The sequence below is a fragment of the Comamonas koreensis genome, assembly GCF_021026195.1.
In the GTDB taxonomy this organism is placed as follows: domain Bacteria; phylum Pseudomonadota; class Gammaproteobacteria; order Burkholderiales; family Burkholderiaceae_C; genus Comamonas; species Comamonas koreensis.
The window spans coordinates 346897-368335 of sequence record NZ_JAJNCT010000005.1 but is presented as its reverse complement, the minus strand read 5'-3'; the positions used below and the strand labels follow the sequence as shown (position 1 = coordinate 368335).

Here is a 21439-nt window from a genome sequence, read left to right as displayed (position 1 = left end):
GGATGCTTCCGAGGTATGCGTAGCAAGTGACCAAACCATAGTATGTCCACGAAGACCTTTCCCCTGCTAGCCACCGTCAACGACCCGGCGGATCTGCGCAAGATGTCGCGCGCCGAGCTCAAGACCCTGGCGCGTGAGCTGCGGGAATTTGTGCTCGAGAGCGTGTCCAAGACCGGCGGCCACCTGAGCTCCAACCTGGGCACGGTGGAGCTGACGATCGCATTGCACGCCGTCTACGACACACCCCACGACCGCTTTGTCTGGGATGTGGGCCACCAGACCTATCCGCACAAGATTCTGACCGGCCGCCGCGACCGCATGCAGGGCCTGCGCCAGTGGGGCGGCATCTCGGGCTTTCCGCTGCGCAGCGAGAGCGAATACGACGCCTTTGGCACCGCCCACTCGTCGACCAGCATCTCGGCGGCACTGGGCATGGCCGAGGCCTTCAAGATCAAGGGCAGCGACCACCAGGCCGTGGCCATCATTGGCGATGGCGCCATGACCGCCGGCATGGCCTTCGAAGCACTGAACAATGCAGGTGTCAGCGATGCCAACCTGCTGGTGATCCTGAACGACAACGACATGAGCATCAGCCCGCCGGTGGGCGCGCTCAACCGCTACCTGGCGCAGCTGATGAGCGGCCAGTTCTATGCCAAGGCGCGTGGCGTGGGCAAGAGCGTGCTCAAGCAGGTGCCGCCGCTGCTGGAGTTGGCCAAGCGCCTGGAGCAGCAGGCCAAGGGCATGGTGGTGCCTGCCACCCTGTTCGAGAACTTCGGTTTCAACTACATCGGCCCCATCGATGGCCATGACCTCGATTCGCTGATCCCTACCCTGGAGAACATCCGCCAGCTCAAGGGCCCGCAGTTTCTGCATGTGGTCACCAAAAAAGGCCAGGGCTACAAGCTGGCCGAGGCCGATCCCGTTGCCTACCATGGTCCTGGCAAGTTCGACCCGGCCATTGGCCTGGTCAAGCCCGCCACGCCTCCCAAGCCGACCTTCACCCAGGTGTTTGGCCACTGGCTGTGTGACATGGCGGCGCAGGACGAGCGCCTGGTCGCGATCACCCCGGCGATGCGCGAAGGCTCGGGCATGGTCGAGTTTGAAAAGCGCTTTCCCAAGCGCTACTTCGATGTCGGCATCGCCGAGCAGCACAGCGTCACGTTCGCCGCCGGCCTGGCCTGCGAAGGGCTCAAGCCCGTGGTCGCCATCTACTCGACCTTCCTGCAGCGCGGCTATGACCAGCTGATCCACGATGTGGCATTGCAAAACCTGCCCGTGGTGTTTGCACTGGACCGCGCCGGCCTGGTAGGTGCCGATGGCGCCACCCATGCCGGTAATTACGACATCGCCTTTACCCGCGCCATCCCCAATATGAGCGTGGCCTGCCCGGCCGATGAGCGCGAATGCCGCCAGCTGCTAAGCACGGCCTTTGCACAGAACCACCCGGTGACCGTGCGCTACCCACGTGGTGCCGGTGCCGGTGTGGCCCCGCTCGAATCGCTGGAAGGCCTGCCCTTTGGCAAGGGCGAGATCCGCCGCCAGGCCCAGCCTGCCGTGGCCGGACGCCCGCGCGTCGCCATCCTGGCCTTTGGCAGCTTGCTCTACCCGGCCTTGCAGGCGGGCGAGGCCCTGAACGCCAGCGTGGTGAACATGCGCTGGGCTAAGCCGCTTGACACCGAACTGCTGCAGCAAGTGGCGCAAAGCCATGAGGCCCTGGTCACCGTGGAGGACGGCTGCCTGATGGGTGGCGCTGGCAGTGCGGTGCTCGAAGCGCTGCAGGAACTGCATCTCGATGTGCCGGTGCTGCAGCTGGGCTTGCCTGATGTTTTCATCGAGCATGGCGACCCGGCCAAGCTGATGACCATGCAGGGCCTCGATGCTGCGGGTATCGAGCGCAGCATTCGCGAGCGCTTTGCGCTGCCTGAGGCGGCAGCCGGCCAGAGCGCTGCGGCCTGATACACGGCCAGGTCTGCGCCTGGTGCCCGCCGACAAGCCCGGTCCTTTGCGTACCGGGCTTTTTGTTGCTTGCGACGGCGCTGCACTGAGGCCGCTGCGGGCGAGGCATGGGCTGTGGCGCAATGCGAACAAAATCCTTGGTCCTACGCTGGGGAAAACCCGCTGAAGTCACTTCTGCAACCATTTCTACAATTTGCAAAGCTAAAAGCGGCATGCGCCTATGGCAGGATAGCTACCTTTACTTTCTACAAATAATTGGAGACATACATGGATCGTCGTTCGCTTATCAAAAATGCCGGTATCGCTGGCGTTCTGGCCGCAGGCGTAGCGCCGGCGGTGCATGCGCAGGCAGCAGTGCGCTGGCGCCTGGCCTCGAGCTTCCCCAAGTCGCTCGACACCATCTTCGGCTCCGCTGAAAAGCTGTCCTCGGCCGTCAAGGCCATGTCGGGCGGCAAGTTTGAAATCTCGGTCCACCCCGCAGGCGAGCTGATGCCCGCGTTCGGCGTGGTCGATGCGCTGCAGGGCGACACCATCGACATGGCCCAGACGGCGGCCTACTACTTCACCGGCAAGGACCCGATCTTCGCATTCAGCTGCGCCGTGCCCTTTGGCCTGACCACCCTGCAGATGGCGGGCTGGAAGGACCACGGCAATGGCCGCAAGCTGCTCGACGCGTTCTTTGAAAAGTACAACTTCAAGACCGCATCGGCCGGTAACACCACCACCCAGATGGGCGGCTGGTACCGCAAGGAAATCAAGACCGTGGCCGACTTGAAGGGCCTGAAGATGCGCATGGGCGGCGGCGTGTTCGGTGAGGCCATGGCCAAGCTGGGCGTGGTGGCGCAGAACATGCCTGCTGGTGACGTGTACCAGGCGCTGGAAAAGGGCACCCTGGATGCCGTTGAATTCGTTGGCCCCTACGACGATGAAAAGCTGGGCTTCAACAAGGTGGCGCCGTTCTACTACTACCCCGGTTGGTGGGAAGGCTCGGCCGATCTGGAGTTCTTCATCAACATCAAAAAGTACAACGCACTGTCGCCCGAGAACAAGGCCATTCTGGACGCCGCTACCCGCGTGGCAGCAGCCGACATGACCGCCAAGTACCAGGTGCTCAACCCCATCGCGCTGAAGAACTTGGTGGCCAACAAGACCCAGCTCAAGCCGTTCTCCAAGGAGCTGATGGACGCTGGCTTCAAGGCTTCGATGGAAACCTTTGCCGAGCACGAAGCCAAGTCGCCCGAGTTCAAGAAGATCCACCAGGACATGCGCGCCTTCCAGAAGGACCAGATCCTGTGGAACCGCTTCTCCGAGTACCCGTTCAACCAGTACATGGCCCAGGTCAAACTGCCCTGATCGGGAGGATGCGCCAGGCCATTGGGGCTTGGTCGCAGCAGCCAAGAGCCGCAGCTTGCTGCGGCTTTTTTGCGTCTATGGGGCCCGGGCATGTGCTGGTGCTCTGGTGGCGCCTACGGAGGGTTCCCCGGGGATCAGGCAACCATCGCGCAAGAGAGGCTGTGCTGGCTGCAGACAGTCATAAAAAAACCCTGGCAAGCCAGGGTTCGGGAGTGATGGGCTGGGAGCCTTTTATTTGCTTTCTGCGGCGAGGGCGGTGCCCAGCGAATCTTGCAGGGCCTTGGCTGGGTCATCCGAGCCATAGCCTTCGGCAGCGGGTGCGGGCGTGGTGCCTGCGGCGCCAGCGTCGGCTGGGGAATCGGGGGTTGCAAACGGGTTGTCTGCGCCATAGCCGCCGTCGTGGTCGCCCAGCTGGTTCATCATCTGCTCGTCGATCTTCTGCATATCGACGACCACCGGTTTGTCCAGCGCGCCGGTCACGATGCCGGGGAAGGCAATCAGCACACCGACCATGACCAGCTGGATCAGCACAAACGGCACGGCCCCCTTGTAGATCTGCATGGTGGTCACCGGCTCGATTACCTTGTGCGTGACCCGGTCCACATACTGCTTGTCAGGCGCGACGGATCGCAGGAAGAACAGTGCAAAGCCGAACGGCGGGTGCATGAACGAGGTCTGCATATTGACCGCCAGCAGCACACCGAACCAGATCAGGTCGATGCCCATCTTCTCGGCGACCGGACCCAGCAGCGGCACGACGATGAAGGACAGTTCAAAGTAGTCCAGGAAGAAGGCGAGGAAGAAGATCATGATGTTGACCACGATCAGGAAGCCGGTCTGGCCGCCTGGCAGGCTGGTCAGCAGGTGCTCCACCCACTTGGGGCCGTCAGCGGCCTGGAACACCAGGCTGAAGGTGGTCGCGCCAATCATGATGAACATCACAAAGCTGGCGAGCTTGGTGGTCGAGCCCAGTGCCTGCTTGAGCAGGTTCATGTTCAGGCGCTTGCGGGCAAAGCCCATGATCAGTGCAGCCATCGCACCCATCGCGCCGCCTTCGGTAGGGGTGGCGATGCCCAGGAATATGGTGCCCAGCACCAGGAAGATCAGCAGCAGCGGTGGAATCAGCACAAAGGTCACGCGCTCGGCCAGCTTGGACAGCAGGCCCAGCTTGAAGATGCGGTTGATCGACGCGATCACAAAGGCGATAAAGGTGCCGCCGCACATGGCGGTAACGATCTTTTCGTCGGTGGCCACATCGGTGACCAGTCGGCCTTCCCACCAGGTGTGGATGTCGGCCATATGGTTGGCCAGGAAGATGGCCACAATGGTCGACAGGCCCATCACCACGATCAGCGAGGTGTAGCCGGCGTTGCCATTGGCTTCGCGGTAGATACGGGCTTCAACGGGCAGTGCAGGCACCAGCTTGGGCTTGAAGATGGCGAGGAAGGCCACCCACAGCACATACAGACCCATCAGCATGAAGCCGGGGATAAAGGCGCCCTTGTACATGTCGCCCACGCTCTTGCCCAGCTGGTCGGCCATCAGGATCAGCACCAGCGATGGTGGAATGATCTGGGCCAGGGTGCCTGAGGCGGCAATCACGCCCGAGGCCAGGCGCCGGTCATAGCCGTAGCGCAGCATGATGGGCAGCGAGATCAGGCCCATCGAGATAACCGATGCGGCCACCACGCCTGTGGTGGCGGCCAGCAGTGCGCCGACAAAGATCACGGCCAGCGCCAGACCGCCACGGATCGGGCCAAAGACCTGGCCCACCGTGTCGAGCAAGTCCTCGGCCATGCCGCTGCGCTCCAGTATCAAACCCATCAAGGTGAAGAAGGGCACGGCCAGCAAGGTATCGTTGGCCATGATGCCGATCAGGCGTTGGGGCAGCCAGGCCATCACCGACGAGGGGAAGACATTGAGCTCAATGCCGATAAAGCCGAACATCAGGCCGGCAGCGCCCAGGCTGAATGCCACGGGAAAGCCTAGCAGCAGAAAAACGATCAGGCCCGCGAACATGATCGGGGCGTAATTGGTAACGATAAAGTCCATGTGAGGTCCTCTGGCTGGCCTTAGACCTGGCGCGCGGCAGCTTGGGCTGCGGCGGCTTGCGCCTGCTTGATTTCAGCTTCGGCACGCAGTGCCTCTGCCAGCTCTTCCTCGGCGCTCTTGTCGCTGAGCTTGCCCATTGGGTCAGGGCCGTCGCCGGTCAAAAAGGCGATACGCTTGACCAGTTCGGACAGGCCCTGGAGCATCAGCAAGGTGATGCCCACGGGGATGGCTGCCCATACGGGCCAGCGGATCAGGCCGCCTGGGTTGCCCGACATTTCACCGGACTGGTACATCTGGATGACCACGGGCATGCTCAGCCACAGAATGGTCAGGCACAGCGGCGTCAGGAACAGCGCAAAGCCGATGATGTCGATCCAGACCTGCTTGGTCTTGGACAGGCGCGAGTTGATCACATCGATGCGCACATGCTCACGGTGCAGCAAGGTGTAGCCCGCCGCCAGCAGGAAGGACCAGGCAAATAGATACCACTGCACTTCGAGGAAGGCGTTGGAGCTGGCATCAAAGGCCTTGCGGACAATGGCGTTGGCCGCGCTGATGAAGGTGGCGGCAAAGATCAGCCATATCGAATATTTGCCGACGAAGGCGTTGAGCCTGTCGATAGCCCTTGATAGGGCGAGTAAAGCCTGCATGGTGTCTCCAATGGTTGGCTAGTCCTGTAATAAGTGCTCATTGCTGGTAAGCAAATGCACTTTTTCGAAAAGCACTGATTTTACGAATAACTATGCCTTTTGCCCTACAAATTGATGCGCCGATGTTGTGAACAGGAGCAAGGAAGAAATTTTTTTTGTGCGTTTGCCGCAAAATCAAGGGTAACTACTAGTGGGGCGGCATGCTGTCGACATGTGCTGCTATCTATTTTCAAGCGACTGGCGTGCGTTCGCTACCGGTCAGACCCGTAGAGTCTGGGCGCTGTGGTGGTTGGCCGCCGCTGCCGGTTCGATGCGCAGGCGGGATGCTGCAAGGTACAATCTCGCGCGTACCTGGCAGCGGTGGCTGAGTCCTTGGGGGCATGGCCTGCTGCCAAAATCTTTTCTTTTTTGTCTTATTACGCACTACGGGTGCCTGGAGTCTGACCGTGAGTTCTTCGCAAAATAATGACGGTGATGAGCGCTTTGCCTTGGGCCTGGTTTTTGCCCTGATCATTTTGGTGGTGTTGGGTGTCGTGTGGTTCGGTGCTTACAAAGGCATCCATGGTGCCAAGTCTGGCAACGCGGCGGTAACTGCTTCGGCAACCGGCGCCAAGCGCGGTGCGGTGCTGGGCGGTACCGATCCAGCTGTGGCCGCCGCACGTGCTGCTGAGGCTGCCAATGCCGCTGGCGCGGCTGGCGCAGCTGCTGCCAACGGCGCTGCCGTGGTTGCCGAAGATGCCGCCGCCGTGGTCATCGAAAACGGTGTGGTCAAGTTCTACTTTGCCACCGCCAAGGCCGAACTGGCTGCGGGCGCCAACGAAGCGCTGGTGGACGTGATCGCTGGCGTCAAAGCCGGTCAACGTGCGGTTATCTCGGGCTACACCGACGCCACGGGCGATGCCGACAAGAACGCCGAGCTGGCCAAGCAACGCGCCTTTGCCGTGCGTGATGCGCTGCTGGCCCTGGGCGTGACTGAAGACAAGCTGGAGCTGAAGAAGCCCGAAGCGGTGGAAAACGCGGGCAACAATGCCCAAGCCCGCCGCGTGGAAGTGGTGCTGGCCCCTTAATTGGCCAACCAGACACGACAAAGCCCGGATGCGTCCGGGCTTTTTTGTTTTTGGGACCAACGCGGTCAGCGCAAGACGGCAACGCCCTTGAGCTGGGCATGCACCCGCAAGCCTGGCGTCAGCTGCAACAGGCGCGCCGAGCGGGCAGACACCAGTGCCAGCAGATGGGGCGTGTCGTCGGCCCCACCGGGCGCCAGGCGCAGCTGCACCAGCACCTGTCCCGGGCTGCTGGCCTGCATCGCCGTCACCACGGCCGGCAGGCTGTTGAGGATGGAGCTGCCCGACTGTGGCATCAGCGACAGGCTGACATCGCGTGCCAGCACGCGCAGGCGCACGCGCTCGCCCTGCTGGTAGTGGGCATCGGCCTGCGTCCAGTGCAACTGCAGTGGGGGCAGGGTGCCGATTTGCAGCGACCACAGATGGTCCTGCGTATCGTGGCCGCAGACCCTGCCTTCCAGGATGCTCGCCTGCTGTGCATCGGGCAGGGTCTTTGCAAGCGGTGTATCGAGCTGGCTCAGCAGCTCTGCCACCGGCCCTTGCGCCACCACACGGCCCGCCTGCAGCAGCACTACCTGGTCGGCCAGGCGGCCCACTTCGTCGATCGAGTGGCTGACATAAAGAATCGGCAGTTGGAGCTGCGCGCTGAGCTGGTCCAGGTAGGGCAGCACCTCGGCCTTGCGCTCGGCATCCAGCGCGGCCAGCGGCTCGTCCATCAACAGCACGCGCGGGCTGGTGGCCAGCGCACGGGCAATGGCCACCCGCTGGCGCTCACCGCCGGACAAGGTTGCGGGCTTGCGCGCCAGCAGGGGGCCGATGCCCAGCAGCTCCACCAGCCGTTCCAGTTGCACGCGCTGGCGCGCCGCCGGTGTCCGGCGCAGGCCGTAGCGGATGTTGTCATGGGCGCTCAGGTGCGGGAACAGGCTCGCCTCCTGAAAGACATAGCCCAGCGCGCGTTGGTGCGTGGGCAGCCAGTGGCCGCTGTCATCGTCTTGCCAGCGCTCGCCATTGACGGTGACCTCACCCTGGGCACGCTCCAGCCCGGTGATGGCGCGCAGGCAACTGGTCTTGCCGCAGCCTGAGGGGCCAAACAGCGCGGTGACACCCTGGCCGGGCAGTTGCAGATTGACCTGCAGCTGGAACGAGGCGCGCTGCAGCCGCAGGCGCGCGTGAATGCCGTTGTGGGGGTTCTGGACTTGCGTCATAGCGGGCTCGCGTGGTTCTTGTCCCCGGGCTGCAACCATTGCAGCGCCACCAGCACCACAAAGGCAAACACCACCATGCCGCCCGCCAGCCAGTGCGCCTGGGTGTATTCCAGTGCTTCCACGTGGTCATAGATCTGAACCGAAACCACGCGCGTCTTGCCAGGGATATTGCCGCCCAGCATCAGCACGATGCCGAACTCACCGACGGTATGGGCAAAGGTCAGTACGGCAGCGGTGATGAAGCCGGGGCGCGCCAGCGGCAGCGCCACGCTGAAGAAGCTGTCGATACGGCTGGCGCCCAAGGTGGCCGCTGCTTCCAGCGGGCGGCGGCCCAGGCCTTCAAAGGCCCGCTGCAGCGGCTGCACCGCAAAGGGCAGCGAATAGACCAGCGAACCCACCACCAGCCCGGCAAAGGTAAAGGGCAGATAGCCCAGGCCCAGCGCGTTGGTGAGGTGGCCCAGCGGGCCGTTGGGGCCCATCGTAACCAGCAGGTAGAAGCCAATCACCGTGGGGGGGAGCACCAGCGGCAAAGTCACCACCGCGCCGATGGGGCCGCGCCAGCGCGATGGCGTATGCGCCAGCCACCAGGCCAGCGGCGTGGCCAGCACCAGCAGCAAGATCGTCGTGAAGCTGGCGAGCTCAAGCGTCAGCCAGATGGCGGCCCAATCGTCGGGGCTGAGAATGGAAGTACTCACGGCAGGCGGGGCTAGCAAGGTGGCAGGAAGGGGAAGGGCGCTGCGCCCATGGTGCACGCACAGCGGGGGCGCGGCAAGCGGAATGTGTGGCCCGGCCAACGCGTTGAAGCCGCTGGCTTACGGGTGGCATAAGGGTTGGCCAGGTAGCTTTCATCTGGCTGACCAGAACCGGCCCGCGTGCGGGCGTGCCGCGTTCTCAACCCGGGTTCTTAAAAAGCGTAGCCGTAGGATTGGATGATGGCGCGCGCCTTGTCGCCCTTAAGGTATTCCATCAAGGCGGTAGCGGCGGCATTGCCCTTGGCGCTGCTGAGCAAGATCGCGTCCTGGCGGATGGGTTCATGCATGGCCGATGGAACAATCCAGGCCGAGCCCTCGCGCAGCTTGCCGTCTTCCATCACCTGCGACAGCGCCACAAAGCCCAGCTGGGCATTGCCGCTGGCTGCGAACTGGTAGGTCTGGCCGATGTTCTCGCCTTGCACGATCTTCGGCGTCACCGCGTCGGTCAGGCCCAGGTGCTTGAGCGTTTCCATCGCGGCCAGGCCGTAGGGGGCCAGCTTGGGGTTGGCGATGGCGATATGGCGGTAGTCGCCGGTCTTGAGCACGGCACCCTTGTCGTCCACATAGCCTGTCTGTTTGCTCCACAGCACCAGCTGACCAATGGCGTAGGTAAAGCGGCTGGCGGCCACGCCCTTGCCTTCTTCGGCCAGCTTGGCCGGTGTCGTGTCGTCGGCGGCCAGCAAAATGCCAAATGGCGCACCGTTGCTGATCTGCGCATAGAACTTGCCGGTGGCGCCAAACGACAGCACCGCCTTGTGGCCGCTGTCCTTTTCGAACTCGGCGGCAATCTTTTGCATCGGCGCGGTGAAATTGGCAGCGACGGCCACCGAGACTTCGTCGGCATGGGCACCGGTTGCGAAGGCTGCCAACAGGGACAGGGCGAGAGGGGCAAAGCGGTGTGCGGTCATGGCAGTCATCAGGTCGCTATTCTGTTAATGAATAGCGCGAGTGTAACGAAATTGCTTGGACCTACCAAATAGTAGGGGGCATAGGCGGCCGCGTTGCCACGATACTGCGCGCGTTGCATTTCTGGTGTGGCGATATTGGCAACTTCAGCGGGTGGTAAAGCATGCGAAGATTCGCGCCATGATTCCCCAAGCATCGCTCGCCGCCGCGCTCTCCGAGAAGCGCTCTGACCGCCGCATCGACGTGCTGCGCCATATCCAGGATTGCGGCTCCATCTCGGAGGCCGCGCGCCGCGTGGGCATCAGCTACAAGGCGGCCTGGCAAGCCTTGGATACCTTGTCCAACCTGGCAGGGGTGGAGCTGGTGCAGCGCAGCGTGGGTGGCAAGGGCGGTGGGGGCGCCCAGCTCACTGCCGATGCGCTGCTGCTGCTCGAAGCGGCCGATGCCATGGGCCAGGCCCGCGAGCAATTGCATGTGCAGCTGGAGCATGCGCGGCAACTGCCTGTGGCCGCAGACCCCCAGGCGCGCACTGCCGGGGCTGCAGGCATCTCCGTCGCCACCACCTTGGCGCGTTTGCAGGTGATGACCAGCATGCGCAACCAATGGCCCTGCGTGGTGGCCCAGCTCAGCCGCAGCGGCCCGCTGGTACAGGTGCAGCTGCAGGGCGCCGCTGTGGGGGCGCAATTTGGGCTGCAATCCCACATCACCGACGAGAGCGCGCAGCTGCTGGGCCTGCGCCAGGGCTTGCCGGTGCTGGCCATGTGCAAGGCCACCGCTGTGACGGTGCAGGCCGCAGCCGAGGCCGCCGCGCTGGCGCCGGGCGGCAATGGCTGGCAGGGCGCCGTCACCCGTGCCACGCGCGGCGGCACGGTGCAGGAGCTGGCCGTGCGCCTGCAGTCAGGTGTGCAACTGGTGGGTTTCAGCCGCCAGGCATCGTCGCTGCGTGTGCGTTCTGTGGTGCAGGTGACGGTGGAGCCCTCGGCCGTGGTGATTGCGCTGAGCGGAGAATAAATCCGGCCTGCTTCCGGCACCCTGGCGCTTTATTCCATCACCAGGCGCTTGCGGGCTTTTCGGGCTGACTCGACAAAGGCTGCCGCTGCAGGCGATAGGCGGTCAAAGCGCAGTGCCGCCAGCGCGATGTGCCGGTGGTTGCGCGGCGCCAGCTGGCGGTAGACGACGCCGGCCGGTGGCGCAGGCAGTGCCAGGCGCGCGGCAATCGTCAGCGCATCGCCTTGCGCGACAAAGCCCATCATCGAGCTGAGTTGTTCAAACCGGTACAAGGTGTTGGGCACCGAGCCCTTCTCGCCCAGAAAGGCATCGACCCGGGGCCCCGAGCCTGCGGAGGTGCGGATAAATGGCTGGCCATGGAAATCCAGCGCGCTGATGCTGGCCTTCTGGGACAAGGGGTGGGCCTCAGGCAGCACGGCCACCAGCTCGTCTTCGAGCAGCGCTACGGTGTCAAAACGCTCATCGGGCAAGACCACAAAGCCCAGCTCCACGCGGCGCTCCAGCAGCCACTGCAGCACCACACTGTCCACTGCTTCTTCGATATGCACTTCGACCAGCGGATGCGCCTGGCGAAAGCCTGCCAGCAGCTGCGGCAGCAGGCGCAGCGAGGAGGTCGCGCCAAACGAAGCGATATGCAGGCGCCCGCGTGCCACGCCCTGCGCTGCCTGTGCTTCCTGCAGCAGCGCTTCTTGCTGCTGCAGCATGTCTTGGGCGCGCACCAGCAGGCGGGCGCCGACCTCCGTCAGGCTGACCGCTGCGCCATCGCGGCTGAACAGGCCCACACCGAGCGCGGTTTCGAGCTGCTTGATCGCATGGCTCACCCCGCTTTGCGAGATGCCGAGCACCGCTGCGGCGCGGGAAAAACTGCCCACCTTGGCCAGGGTGGCAAAGACTTCGAGCTGGGTGAAGGTCATGGCAGGGATGAGTTGGGATGGCTATGAGCATTTGCTCATTCGACCATCGGTGGTGATTAGCGGATAGTAGCAGCGCATGAACTCCGCAAAATACTCCACCCATCTGGGTCTTATCGGCATGGCGGCGCTCTGGGGCGCGTCCTGGCCCTGGGGCCGCGTTGTGGCGCAGGCCATGCCACCGCTGGCTGCAGCCAGTCTGCGCTTTTTGCTGGCCAGTGCCGTGCTGCTGCTGTGGCTAGGCCATTCCGGGCGCATGGGCCGTTTGTGGCATCTGGCGTGGCGGCAGTGGCTCGGGCTGGCGGCTGCGTCGGCGGTGGGCGTGCTGGGCTACTCGCTGTTCTTCTTGCTGGCGCTCAAAACTGTGCCTGCCGGCAAAGCGGCGATGGTGGTTGCACTCAACCCGGTGCTGACGATGCTGTTTGCGGTGCTGCTGTTTCGTGAGCGCATCAACCTGCCGATCTTTCTGGGTCTAGGGCTGGCAGTGGGTGGTGCCTTGTATGCCCTGAGCGGTGGCCACTGGAGCTGGGGCCCGGGCAGCGCTGCTGGTGCCGGAGAGTGGCTGCTGCTGGGCTGCGCCGCCTGTTGGGTGGGCTATACCTTGCTGGGCCGCCTGGTGCTGACCAGCATCGACCCCCTCAGCACGACTGCAGCGACCGCCAGCATGGGCGCACTGTTGCTGCTGGTGGCCAGCCTGCTGGTGGAGGGGCCCGCCGCCTGGGCGGGCCTGGTGCATGTGCGCGCCGAGGTCTGGCTCAGCCTAGTCGCGCTGGCGCTGGGGGCCACAGCGCTGGCCTATGCCTGGTATTTGAAGGGGGTGCAGGAGCTGGGCGCCGGGGCCGCGGCCGCCTATATGTCGCTGGTACCCTTGTTTGGCATGCTGCTGTCCAGCCTGTGGCTGGCTGAGCCGGTGACGGCTTCCTTGCTGCGTGGCGGTGGCGCGGCGATTGCCGGGATGCTGCTGATGAATGCGGGCCGCATGCGGCTGGCGCAGCGCCCAAAGCGCATGGCGCCAGGCAGTGCAAGGACCGGTTGAGCGCGAGTGACTTGGCGGCCGGGCTGCTGCACAGGCCTGGCTTTTCAGCCCGGCCTTGCCGGTGTGCCGCTCACCCCAGGCGCAGCTCCCACAGCACATCCAGCACATGCTGGGTGGATGGCTCCACATAGCCGGCGCGGTGGGCTATGCCCAGCTGGCGCCACAGCGCCGGGCGTAGCGGGCGCATGGCGATGCGCGCATCCGGCGGCGGGGCGGTGGCCTCGTGCGGCAGCAAGGTGGCGCCATAGCCAGCGGCGACCAGGCTCTTGATGGCATCGTTGTAGTTCAGCGCAATGCGTGGCACCGGGTGGTGTCCGTCGGCGGCAAACCATTCGCTGGTCTGGCGTGACAGGCGTGTGCTGGCATCGTTGAGGATGAGCGGCTGGTCGGCAAGCCACTGGGGCGTGATGCGGGCGGGGCTCTTCCAATCGGCAGGCACAAAGGCCATCACGGGATCGCGGCGCCAGGGCTGGATCACCAGGCCAGCCACGGCGGGCTGGGGCAGGGCGGTCACCCCCACATCCAGGCTGCCATCTGCCAGCCGCGCCAGTGTTTCTTCCGAGGTCTGGACGCTGATCTGCACGTCGATGCCGGGATGCTGGTCGCGCAGCACGGCGAGCGCCTGCGGCAGCAGATGGGCGATGACACCGGTCGATGCGCCCAGCCGCACCCGTCCTTCCAGCCCCTGCACCTGGCGTTGGATGTCGCTCAAGGCCTGCTCGGCCTCGTCCAGCAGGCGGCGGGCGCGTGCGACCAGCACCTCCCCAATCGCCGAAGGTCTGACATGCCCCCGTTTGCGCGACAGAAGCGGCGCGCCAATGCGCTCCTCCAGCTCGGCAATATGCAGGCTGACCGTGGGTGCGGCCAGGTGCAGGTGATGGGCGGCCTTGATGAACGAGCCCTGGTCGGCAATCGCCACCAGGGTGCGCAAACGGTCCAGGCTGATTTCTCGCATCGCGGCTCCTAATTCAGAAAAGCTGAATGTCTTGTTTGTGAAATTCAACTTTCATTATTTTAGGGTGCGGAGGAACATAGCGGCTTCATCCATGGGCCAGCGCCCGCATTCTCGGAAGTCATCTGCATATGCGCACTCCTTTTGTTTTTATCGACGGCGATCAGGGCACCACCGGTCTGCAAATCCATGAGCGGCTGCGCGGGCGCGCCGATATCCGCCTGCTGACCTTGCCTGCGGCAGAGCGCAAGAACGCCCAGCGCCGGGCCGAAGCCATCAATGCCTGCGACATCGCCATCCTCTGCCTGCCGGATGCGGCTGCGCGCGAAGCGGTGCAGTCCATCGTCAATCCTGCCGTGCGGGTGATCGATGCCAGTTCGGCGCACCGCACCCAGGCCGATTGGGTGTATGGCTTTCCGGAGATGTCGGCCGCGCAGGCAGCGCGCATTGCGCAGGCCAGCCGGGTCAGCAACCCGGGCTGCTACCCGACCGGCGCGATCGGCCTGCTGCTGCCCCTGGTGCAGGCCGGGCTGCTGCCTGCCAGCTACCCCGTCAGCGTGCATGCGGTGTCTGGCTACTCCGGGCGCGGGCGCGCGGGGGTTGAGGCGCATGAGGGCGGCGGCGATAGCCCGGCACCGGCCTTCCAGGTCTATGGGCTGGAGCTGGCGCACAAGCATGCGCCGGAGATTGCGCTGCACGCCGGTCTGGCCGCGCGCCCGCTGTTTGTGCCCGCTTATGGCGCCTATCGCCAAGGCATTGTGCTGACGGTGCCCTTGGCCTTGCGCCTGCTGCCGCCCGGTGTGGATGCCGCCGCGCTGCAGGCCTGCCTGGCGCGGCATTATGCGCAGGCGCGCGATGTGCAGGTCTTGTCGCTGGACGAGGCCAAAGCGCTCACGCAGCTGGATCCGCAACGGCTCAACGGCACGAATGCCATGCAGCTCAGCGTCTTCCACAACGAGGCGCAGGGCCAGGTGCTGCTGGCGGCTATTTTTGACAACCTGGGCAAAGGCGCATCGGGTGCGGCGGTGCAGAACCTGGACCTGATGCTGGCGGCCTAGGTCCGCGTCGCGTATTTACGCGCTATCGCCCAGAAACTGCGCGGTTACCTGTTGTGCAAAGGGATCGGGGCCGCTGAGGGTCAGGCTCAGCTGCAGTGCGGGCTGCTGCGCCGCCTGGGGGGCCAGCAGCTGGCGTTGGCGCGCATCCCAGTGCAAGGCCAAGGCGTCACCGGCATCGTTTTGCAGCTGGAGGTCCAGATCCCAGGCATGGCCCTCTTCCAGCGCGCCGGGGGCGCCAAAGGCATCGCTGCACCAGGCCAGCAGCTGGCTGACTTCGGCCGCCAGCGCGGGCCAGTGGGCGGCCTTGGCATAGGCCATCGCATCCAGGCTGCTGATGCCTTCGCCGTCATCGCTGGTGTCAAAGTCCAAATAGTCGAGCATGTGCGGGGTTTTCATCGATATTGCGCGATTTTATGCTATGTTTTTAGGAGTTAAGCAAGCAAGCCGGATACCCCTATGAGCCTGGATTGGAATGCGCTGGAATTTTCATACCCGCAAGCGGCTCCGCTGCTGGCCGGCTGGCAATGGCAGGCCGCCCCCGGCCTGGTGCAGCTGGTCGATGGCCTGAGCCTGGGCAAGACCACCGCCTTGCAATTGCTGGCCGGGCGGCTGCAGGCCAGCGGAGGCAGCCTGCGGATTGACGGCCAGACCGCGCAGGCGCTGCAGAGCGCCGCTGCGGTGTTCTGGCACGAGCCGCGTCTGCCCGCCACGATGCCGCCCGACACCACGGTCGTGGCCGACTGGATCGCCCAGATGCGCCGCGACTGCCCAGGCTGGGACGAAGCGCTTTTTGCGCAATGGCAAGAGGGCTTTGATCTGGTCCCGCATGGCGCCAAGCCTTTGCTGGCGTTGTCCACCGGCAGTCTGCGCAAGCTGGTCATTGCGCTGGGCCTGGCCAGCGGCGCCCGGCTGGTGTTGCTCGATGAGACTACCTCGGGGCTGGACAAACCGGCGCTGGGCTTTCTGCGCGAGGCCTTGCAAGCGGCAGCCCCACCACTGGCCGCGCAGGGCCGCTACCTGGTGCTGGCGCATTACGAGCCCTTGCTGCCGGCAGGCGGGGCCGTGCAGGTGGTGGCGTTGCCGGCGCTGTAGAGGCTGCGCAGCATTGTGTAAATTTTCGTGCGCGCCCGGGGGCCAGCCCCGTGGCGCGTGTTGGGCCGCTGGATAATCGGGCACACCGATTTTTTGAAAGACTGTTGTGGACACCTTGCTGTTGATCAAAGCCGCCATCATGGGCGTGGTGGAGGGGCTGACCGAGTTCTTGCCAATCTCCTCGACAGGCCATTTGATTTTGGCGGGCAGCCTGCTGGGCTTTGACGATGCCAAGGCCAAGGTGTTCGACATCGCGATCCAGACCGGTGCCATCTTTGCGGTGATCCTGGTGTACTGGCAAAAGATCCGCAGCACCGTGGTAGCGCTGCCATCGAGCCGCCAGGCGCAGCGCTTTGCGCTCAATGTCTTCATCGGCTTTTTGCCCGCCGTGGTGCTGGGCCTGTTGTTTGGCAAGTACATCAAGGCACATTTGTTCACGCCGGTCGTGGTGGCCACCACCTTTATCCTGGGCGGCTTTGTCATCCTCTGGGCCGAAAAGCGCCAGTCCGCCCATGTGCGGGTGCAGACCGTCGATGAGATGACGCCGCTCGATGCGCTCAAGGTCGGCCTGGTGCAGTGCCTGGCCATGATTCCGGGCACCAGCCGCAGCGGCTCCACCATCATCGGGGGCATGCTGATGGGCCTGTCGCGCCAGGCGGCCACCGATTTTTCCTTCTTCCTCGCCATCCCCACCTTGATCGGCGCCGGCGTCTACAGCCTCTACAAAGAGCGGGCGCTGCTGTCGATGGCAGACATCCCGATGTTTGCCACGGGTCTGATTTTTTCCTTCATCAGCGCCTGGCTCTGCGTGCGCTGGCTGCTGCGCTACATCGCCTCCAACAGCTTTGTGCCGTTTGCCTGGTACCGCATTGTGTTCGGCATCATCGTGTTGGTGACGGCCTTCAGCGGCATGGTCAATTGGGTGGATTCCTGATCGCGCACGGCGACCTAGATCTTCACACTGAAGCCCGGCTCAACAGCCGGGCTTTTTTGTGCCCGTTTGCGCGCTGCCGCAGCCCGGTCTCTGTCGCCAACATGTCTGCGCCGCCCAACGCCTCGGGTTTGCCTGGGCTGCGGGTCTTTCAACGTTCTCTACAATTATCCATATTATGAACTTCTGTCCATATGGTGGATAAATGCCCGTAGAAAGCCCTGACCAGACCCCCTTGATGCCCTACCAGTATCCGAACCCGCCCGATGCCTTGCCGGAGATCGTGGTGGAGAGCGCCATCCCCACCGATGACCGGCTGTGGGTGCCGCAGGCGGAGAATGTCTGGTTTCGTCCTTTGTGCCTCAATGCCAGCCAGGGCTACTGGATGAACCTGCTCAAGGTGCGCAAGTCCGGCGTGCTCAGCCGCCACCGCCACCCGCAGGCGGTGCATGGCTTTGTGCTCAAGGGCCGCTGGAAGTACCTGGAGCACGACTGGTGGGCCAAGGAAGGCAGCTATGTGTTCGAACCCCCCGGTGAGACCCATACCTTGTACGTGCCGGAAGACTGCGAGGAAATGATCACCTACTTCCAGGTCAACGGTGTCATGTACTACACCGACCCCTGGGGGAAGGGCATGGGTTTTGAGGATGTGTTCACCAAGATAGAGATGTGCCGCAAGCACTTCGAGGCCGTGGGCCTGGGTGCCGATTACACGAACCAGTTCATCCGCTGACATGGCCGATTGCAGCTACCAATTTGGCGGCCGGGTGGCCGTGGTGACAGGCGGCGCCAGCGGCATTGGTGCCAGCCTGGTGCAGGCCCTGCAGCTAGCGGGCGCGCGGGTCGCCGTCTGGGATCTGCAGCCGCCTGCCGCCGCGCTGTCCGGCGATGCGCTGTTCTGCCCGGTCGATGTGACCGAGCCGGCCAGCATCCAGGCCGCGCTGGCGCAGACCTTGGCCCGCCTGGGCCGGGTTGACATGCTGATCAACAGTGCTGGCATCACCGGGCCGACGATGTCGCTCGATGCCTTTGACGATGCCGTCTGGCAGCGCGTGATTGCGATCAACCTGGTGGGCGTCTACAACGTCTGCAAGGCCGTGGTGCCGGTGTTGCGCACCCAGGGCTATGGGCGGGTGGTGAACATTGCATCGCTCGCGGGCAAGGAGGGCACGCCCAATGCCTCGGCCTACAGCGCGGCCAAGGCTGGCGTGCTGGCGCTGACCAAGTCGCTGGGCAAGGAGCTGGCCAGCAGCGGCGTGCTGGTCAATGCGGTGGCACCGGCGGCGGTGCGAACACCGATTCTGGAACAGATGGCCCCCGAGCATGTGGCCACGATGATTGCCAAGAGCCCAATGGGGCGCCTGGGCGAGCCCGACGAGATTGCCGCCCAGGTGCTGTGGCTGGCGTCCGACGCCTGCTCGTTCAGCACTGGCGCGGTATTTGATGTATCCGGTGGACGTGCGACCTATTGAAACTGCACGACAAAGTAAAAAGCAGGAGACGGTATGACTATGAATAAAACGCGCCGCGGCGCCATGGGCTTTGTCGCCGCCGGTGCCAGCGCTGTGCTGATGGGCATGGGCGGCTGGGCGGTGGCGGCGGACTTTCCGGCACGCCAGATCGAGCTGATCGTGCCCTTCCAGCCCGGTGGCGGCACCGATGGCGTGGCCCGTGCCTTTGGCGAGGCGGCGCGCAAGCACATTCCGCAAAGCGTGGTGGTGATCAACAAGCCCGGTGCCAGCGGCGCCATTGGCTGGACGGACATGATCAATGCCAAGCCTGACGGCTACAAGCTCGCCGTGGTGACGGTGGAGCTGGTGACCCTCAAGCCCATGGGCCTGGCCAAGTTCTCGTACGACGATGTGCAGCCCATCATCCAGTTCAATGCCGACCCGGCCGCGATCACCGTGCGCGCTGATGCGCCTTGGAACACTATCGAAGAGTTCCTCGCCGCCTCTAAAAAGGATCCCGGCAAGATGGGCGTGGGCAATGCCGGCAATGGCTCGATCTGGCACTTCGCGGCCACGGCGCTGGGCGACAAGACCGGCATCCAGTTCAACCATATTCCGTTCCAGGGCGCGGGCCCGGCCGTGCTGGCGCTGATGGGCGGCCACGTGGATGCGGTGGCGGTGAGCCCGGCCGAAGTGGCCCAGCAGCTGCAGGCGGGCAAGCTCAAGATGCTGACGGTGATGGCAGACCAGCGCGTGAAGAACTTCGACAAGGTGCCTACCTTGAAGGAAAAGGGCATCGACCTGAGCATTGGCACCTGGCGTGGCATTGCCGGCCCCAAGAAGCTGCCCACCGATGTGCTGAACTACCTCAAGGCCGCCGCCAAGAAGACGGTGGATGAGCCCGCCTTCCAGGAAGTGCTGGCCAAACAGAACCTGGGCTTTGTCTATGCCGACGACCAGGGTTTCCGCAACCAGATGATGAAGGATGCGACCTATTTCGGCGACCTGATCAAACTGCTGGACATGAAGAACTGAGCCCCAAGCGAGTGATGCGAGTGATGATTACGACCTACCAGAAAGACCTGTTGACAGGCAAGACTGCCTTGGTGGCTGGTGCCACCCAAGGCATTGGCGCGGTGATTGCCAACCATTTGGCCGCGCTGGGCGCGAGGGTGATTGCGCTGGGCCTGGGCGACGGCGACGGCACGCTCGATGCCGGGGTGGAAGTGCGCCAGGCCGATGTCACCCGCCAGGCCGATCTGGATGGGGCGCTGGCCGATCTGGACGAACTCGACATCGTCTTCAACTGCGCGGGCATCATCAAGCGCGGCCTGGAGCACGATGTGGAGGTTTTCCAGCGCGTGCTGGAGGTGAACCTGACCGGCACCATGCGGGTCTGCACCGCCACGCGGGACAAGCTGCGTGCCCGGCGCGGCTGCATTGTCAACACCGCATCGATGCTGACTTTCTTCGGCGGCGGCCTGGTGCCTGGCTATGCGGCCAGCAAGGGTGGCATTGGCCAGCTCACCAAGTCACTCGCCATTGCCTATGCGGCCGACGGCATCCGGGTGAACGCCATTGCCCCGGGGTGGATTGCGACGCCGCTGACCCAGGCGCTGCAGGACGACCCGGCCCGCTCCGGCCCCATCCTGGCGCGCACGCCACTGGGTCGCTGGGGCACACCGCAGGATGTGGCGCAGGCAGCGGTGTTCCTCTGCACGCCGGCAGCCAGCTTTATGACGGGCGTGGTGCTGCCAGTGGATGGCGGTTACATGGTGACCTGAGGCGGGCCACACTGCCTTTGCAAAGACAAATGCCCTCGGCCAGGTGGCCGAGGGCATTTTTTTGGGGGGAAGACGAACAGGTCTTCAGTCCTTGGGACGGAAGCCAATGACCAGGCTGGATGGCACCCGGCCATCAATGTCGCGCGGCAGGGTTTCGGTCTTGTGCATCGCGCGGACGACGGCATCGTCCCAGGCCTTGTTGCCGCTGGACTTGGTGACGCGCACACCCACAATGGTGCCATCCGGGGCGGCGCGCACTTCCAGCTCGGCACGCGGGTTGCCCTGCACATCATCGGGGAAGGTGATGTTGGGGCGCACCTTGGCAGCGACCTTGCCACCATAGCCAGCCGATGGGCCACCCTGGCCAGAGGCCGTGCCCGAGGTCGATCCGCCCTGGCTGCTGCCGGCCGCACCTGCGGCGCCGGCCATGCCAGCCATGCGGGCGATATTGGCCTGGCGCTGGGCTTCGGCGGCCTTGGCATCGGCGGCGGCCTTGGCTTTGGCGTCTGCAGCGGCCTTGGCCTTGGCATCGGCGGCTGCCTTGGCCTTGGCATCGGCGGCTGCCTTGGCCTTGGCGTCCGCTGCGGCCTTGGCCTTGGCGTCGGCTTCTGCCTTGGCTTTCTCAGCCTTCTCGCGCTCGGCCTTGTCCTTCTCGGCTTTTTCCCGGGCGTCCTTTTCCTTCTGCAGGCGGTCCTTCTTGTCTTGCTCGGCCTGCTTCTTGCGGTCGGCTTCCTTGCGGTCTTTCTCCGCCTTCTCGGCCTTTTCGCGGGCGTCCTTTTCCTTTTGCAGGCGTTCCTGGCGCTCTTCTTCCAGGCGGTCCTTCTTGTCCTGCTCGGCTTGCTTCTTGCGTTCGGCTTCCTTGCGCTGGGCCAGCTCACGCTCCTTTTGCTCGCGTTGCTTGGCTTCCTGCTCCTTTTTCTTGCGCAGGGCAATCTCGGATTCGCGGTCGTCCTCATCCGGCACGGCGGCTACGGGCTTGGGCGTGGTCACGGCCGGGGCGGGCGCTGGGGGCGGAGGCGGCGGCACCGGGGCAGGTGGCGGTGGTGCCACGGGCGGAGGGGCTGGGGGCGGCGTCAGCGGGGCAGGCGCGGCCTGCTCATTGGTGGGCGCCCACAGCTCGGCCTCGACGGAGGGCTGGTCGCTATCGCGCGGGTTGCGCACGGTCCACAGCAAGGCGACGACCACCAGCAAGTGGGCAGCGGCCGCCACGGTCCAGGACTTGGTCCGCGACGGAGGTTTTGGAGGGGCAAGCTGATCGCGCTCTTGACGAGGGGACAT

General features: G+C 64.4%; 21 protein-coding genes. 12 read left to right on the top strand and 9 right to left on the bottom strand.

Features of this window, described 5'->3' with window-relative positions; all coding sequences use genetic code 11:
• Window positions 1–42 precede the first annotated feature (42 nt).
• Both dxs and LPW39_RS03755 read left to right on the top strand, forming a co-directional pair.
• Entirely contained in the window at window positions 43–1956 is a 1914-nt protein-coding gene (gene dxs / locus LPW39_RS03760) for a 1-deoxy-D-xylulose-5-phosphate synthase (protein ID WP_230771447.1), read from the top strand.
• Between the two features lie 267 nt (window positions 1957–2223).
• The gene (locus LPW39_RS03755; RefSeq protein WP_230771445.1) at window positions 2224–3309 is read left to right on the top strand and encodes a TRAP transporter substrate-binding protein; all 1086 of its coding nucleotides are present in this window, start codon (window positions 2224–2226) and stop codon (window positions 3307–3309) included.
• Between the two features lie 231 nt (window positions 3310–3540).
• Here LPW39_RS03755 and LPW39_RS03750 read toward each other — a convergent pair whose 3' ends face one another.
• Window positions 3541–5361: a TRAP transporter large permease gene (locus tag LPW39_RS03750; protein ID WP_230771444.1), complete on the bottom strand. Its 1821-nt coding sequence runs from the start codon at window positions 5359–5361 to the stop codon at window positions 3541–3543.
• A gap of 20 nt (window positions 5362–5381) precedes the next feature.
• Complete coding sequence (locus LPW39_RS03745) at window positions 5382–6011, bottom strand: TRAP transporter small permease subunit (protein WP_230771442.1); 630 nt, start codon at window positions 6009–6011, stop codon at window positions 5382–5384.
• Window positions 6012–6457: 446 nt separating this feature from the next.
• Here LPW39_RS03745 and LPW39_RS03740 point away from each other — a divergent pair, with 446 nt between their 5' ends.
• Window positions 6458–7078 (top strand): OmpA family protein, encoded by a 621-nt coding sequence (locus LPW39_RS03740; protein WP_230771440.1) that lies wholly within the window; start codon window positions 6458–6460, stop codon window positions 7076–7078.
• Between the two features lie 65 nt (window positions 7079–7143).
• Here the strand turns inward: LPW39_RS03740 and modC are convergent, their stop codons facing one another.
• From modC to modA, 3 genes are all read right to left on the bottom strand, one after another.
• A complete protein-coding gene (gene modC / locus LPW39_RS03735; RefSeq protein WP_230771438.1) occupies window positions 7144–8280 on the bottom strand; it encodes a molybdenum ABC transporter ATP-binding protein in 1137 nt (378 codons plus the stop codon).
• The gene (gene modB / locus LPW39_RS03730) at window positions 8277–8975 is read right to left on the bottom strand and encodes a molybdate ABC transporter permease subunit (protein ID WP_230771436.1); all 699 of its coding nucleotides are present in this window, start codon (window positions 8973–8975) and stop codon (window positions 8277–8279) included. The genes modC and modB overlap by 4 nt, the downstream gene beginning before the upstream one ends.
• A 209-nt stretch (window positions 8976–9184) precedes the next feature.
• Window positions 9185–9940 carry a molybdate ABC transporter substrate-binding protein gene (gene modA / locus LPW39_RS03725; protein WP_230772879.1) on the bottom strand — a complete coding sequence of 252 codons (756 nt, stop codon included), beginning with the start codon at window positions 9938–9940 and terminating at the stop codon, window positions 9185–9187.
• Window positions 9941–10118: 178 nt separating this feature from the next.
• On the opposite strand from modA, the gene LPW39_RS03720 reads away from it, so the two are divergent.
• A complete protein-coding gene (locus LPW39_RS03720) occupies window positions 10119–10949 on the top strand; it encodes a TOBE domain-containing protein (protein ID WP_230771434.1) in 831 nt (276 codons plus the stop codon).
• Window positions 10950–10978: 29 nt separating this feature from the next.
• On the opposite strand, the gene LPW39_RS03715 is transcribed toward LPW39_RS03720, so the two are convergent.
• On the bottom strand, window positions 10979–11860 hold the full coding sequence (locus tag LPW39_RS03715; RefSeq protein ID WP_230771433.1) for a LysR family transcriptional regulator: 882 nt from the start codon (window positions 11858–11860) through the stop codon (window positions 10979–10981).
• A gap of 76 nt (window positions 11861–11936) precedes the next feature.
• Between LPW39_RS03715 and LPW39_RS03710 the strand changes: the two genes are divergently transcribed.
• On the top strand, window positions 11937–12893 hold the full coding sequence (locus LPW39_RS03710) for a DMT family transporter (protein ID WP_230771431.1): 957 nt from the start codon (window positions 11937–11939) through the stop codon (window positions 12891–12893).
• Between the two features lie 70 nt (window positions 12894–12963).
• Here LPW39_RS03710 and LPW39_RS03705 read toward each other — a convergent pair whose 3' ends face one another.
• Window positions 12964–13848, bottom strand: a complete 885-nt coding sequence (locus LPW39_RS03705; RefSeq protein ID WP_230771429.1) for a LysR family transcriptional regulator — start codon at window positions 13846–13848, stop codon at window positions 12964–12966.
• 128 nt (window positions 13849–13976) lie between these two features.
• On the opposite strand from LPW39_RS03705, the gene argC reads away from it, so the two are divergent.
• Entirely contained in the window at window positions 13977–14903 is a 927-nt protein-coding gene (gene argC / locus LPW39_RS03700; protein WP_230771427.1) for an N-acetyl-gamma-glutamyl-phosphate reductase, read from the top strand.
• A 15-nt stretch (window positions 14904–14918) separates the two neighbouring features.
• Here the strand turns inward: argC and LPW39_RS03695 are convergent, their stop codons facing one another.
• Window positions 14919–15299, bottom strand: a complete 381-nt coding sequence (locus LPW39_RS03695) for a hypothetical protein (protein ID WP_230771425.1) — start codon at window positions 15297–15299, stop codon at window positions 14919–14921.
• Window positions 15300–15359: 60 nt separating this feature from the next.
• Here LPW39_RS03695 and LPW39_RS03690 point away from each other — a divergent pair, with 60 nt between their 5' ends.
• From LPW39_RS03690 to LPW39_RS03665, 6 genes are all read left to right on the top strand, one after another.
• On the top strand, window positions 15360–15995 hold the full coding sequence (locus tag LPW39_RS03690) for an ATP-binding cassette domain-containing protein (protein ID WP_230771423.1): 636 nt from the start codon (window positions 15360–15362) through the stop codon (window positions 15993–15995).
• A gap of 106 nt (window positions 15996–16101) precedes the next feature.
• Window positions 16102–16929: an undecaprenyl-diphosphate phosphatase gene (locus tag LPW39_RS03685; RefSeq protein WP_230771421.1), complete on the top strand. Its 828-nt coding sequence runs from the start codon at window positions 16102–16104 to the stop codon at window positions 16927–16929.
• 202 nt (window positions 16930–17131) lie between these two features.
• Window positions 17132–17659, top strand: a complete 528-nt coding sequence (locus LPW39_RS03680; RefSeq protein WP_133858044.1) for a 2,4'-dihydroxyacetophenone dioxygenase family protein — start codon at window positions 17132–17134, stop codon at window positions 17657–17659.
• Between the two features lies 1 nt (window position 17660).
• Window positions 17661–18398, top strand: a complete 738-nt coding sequence (locus LPW39_RS03675; protein WP_230771420.1) for an SDR family NAD(P)-dependent oxidoreductase — start codon at window positions 17661–17663, stop codon at window positions 18396–18398.
• A 33-nt stretch (window positions 18399–18431) separates the two neighbouring features.
• Window positions 18432–19412 (top strand): Bug family tripartite tricarboxylate transporter substrate binding protein, encoded by a 981-nt coding sequence (locus LPW39_RS03670; RefSeq protein ID WP_230771418.1) that lies wholly within the window; start codon window positions 18432–18434, stop codon window positions 19410–19412.
• Window positions 19413–19426: 14 nt separating this feature from the next.
• Entirely contained in the window at window positions 19427–20161 is a 735-nt protein-coding gene (locus tag LPW39_RS03665) for an SDR family NAD(P)-dependent oxidoreductase (RefSeq protein ID WP_230771416.1), read from the top strand.
• 84 nt (window positions 20162–20245) lie between these two features.
• Here LPW39_RS03665 and tolA read toward each other — a convergent pair whose 3' ends face one another.
• Window positions 20246–21439 carry a cell envelope integrity protein TolA gene (gene tolA / locus LPW39_RS03660; RefSeq protein WP_230771414.1) on the bottom strand — a complete coding sequence of 398 codons (1194 nt, stop codon included), beginning with the start codon at window positions 21437–21439 and terminating at the stop codon, window positions 20246–20248.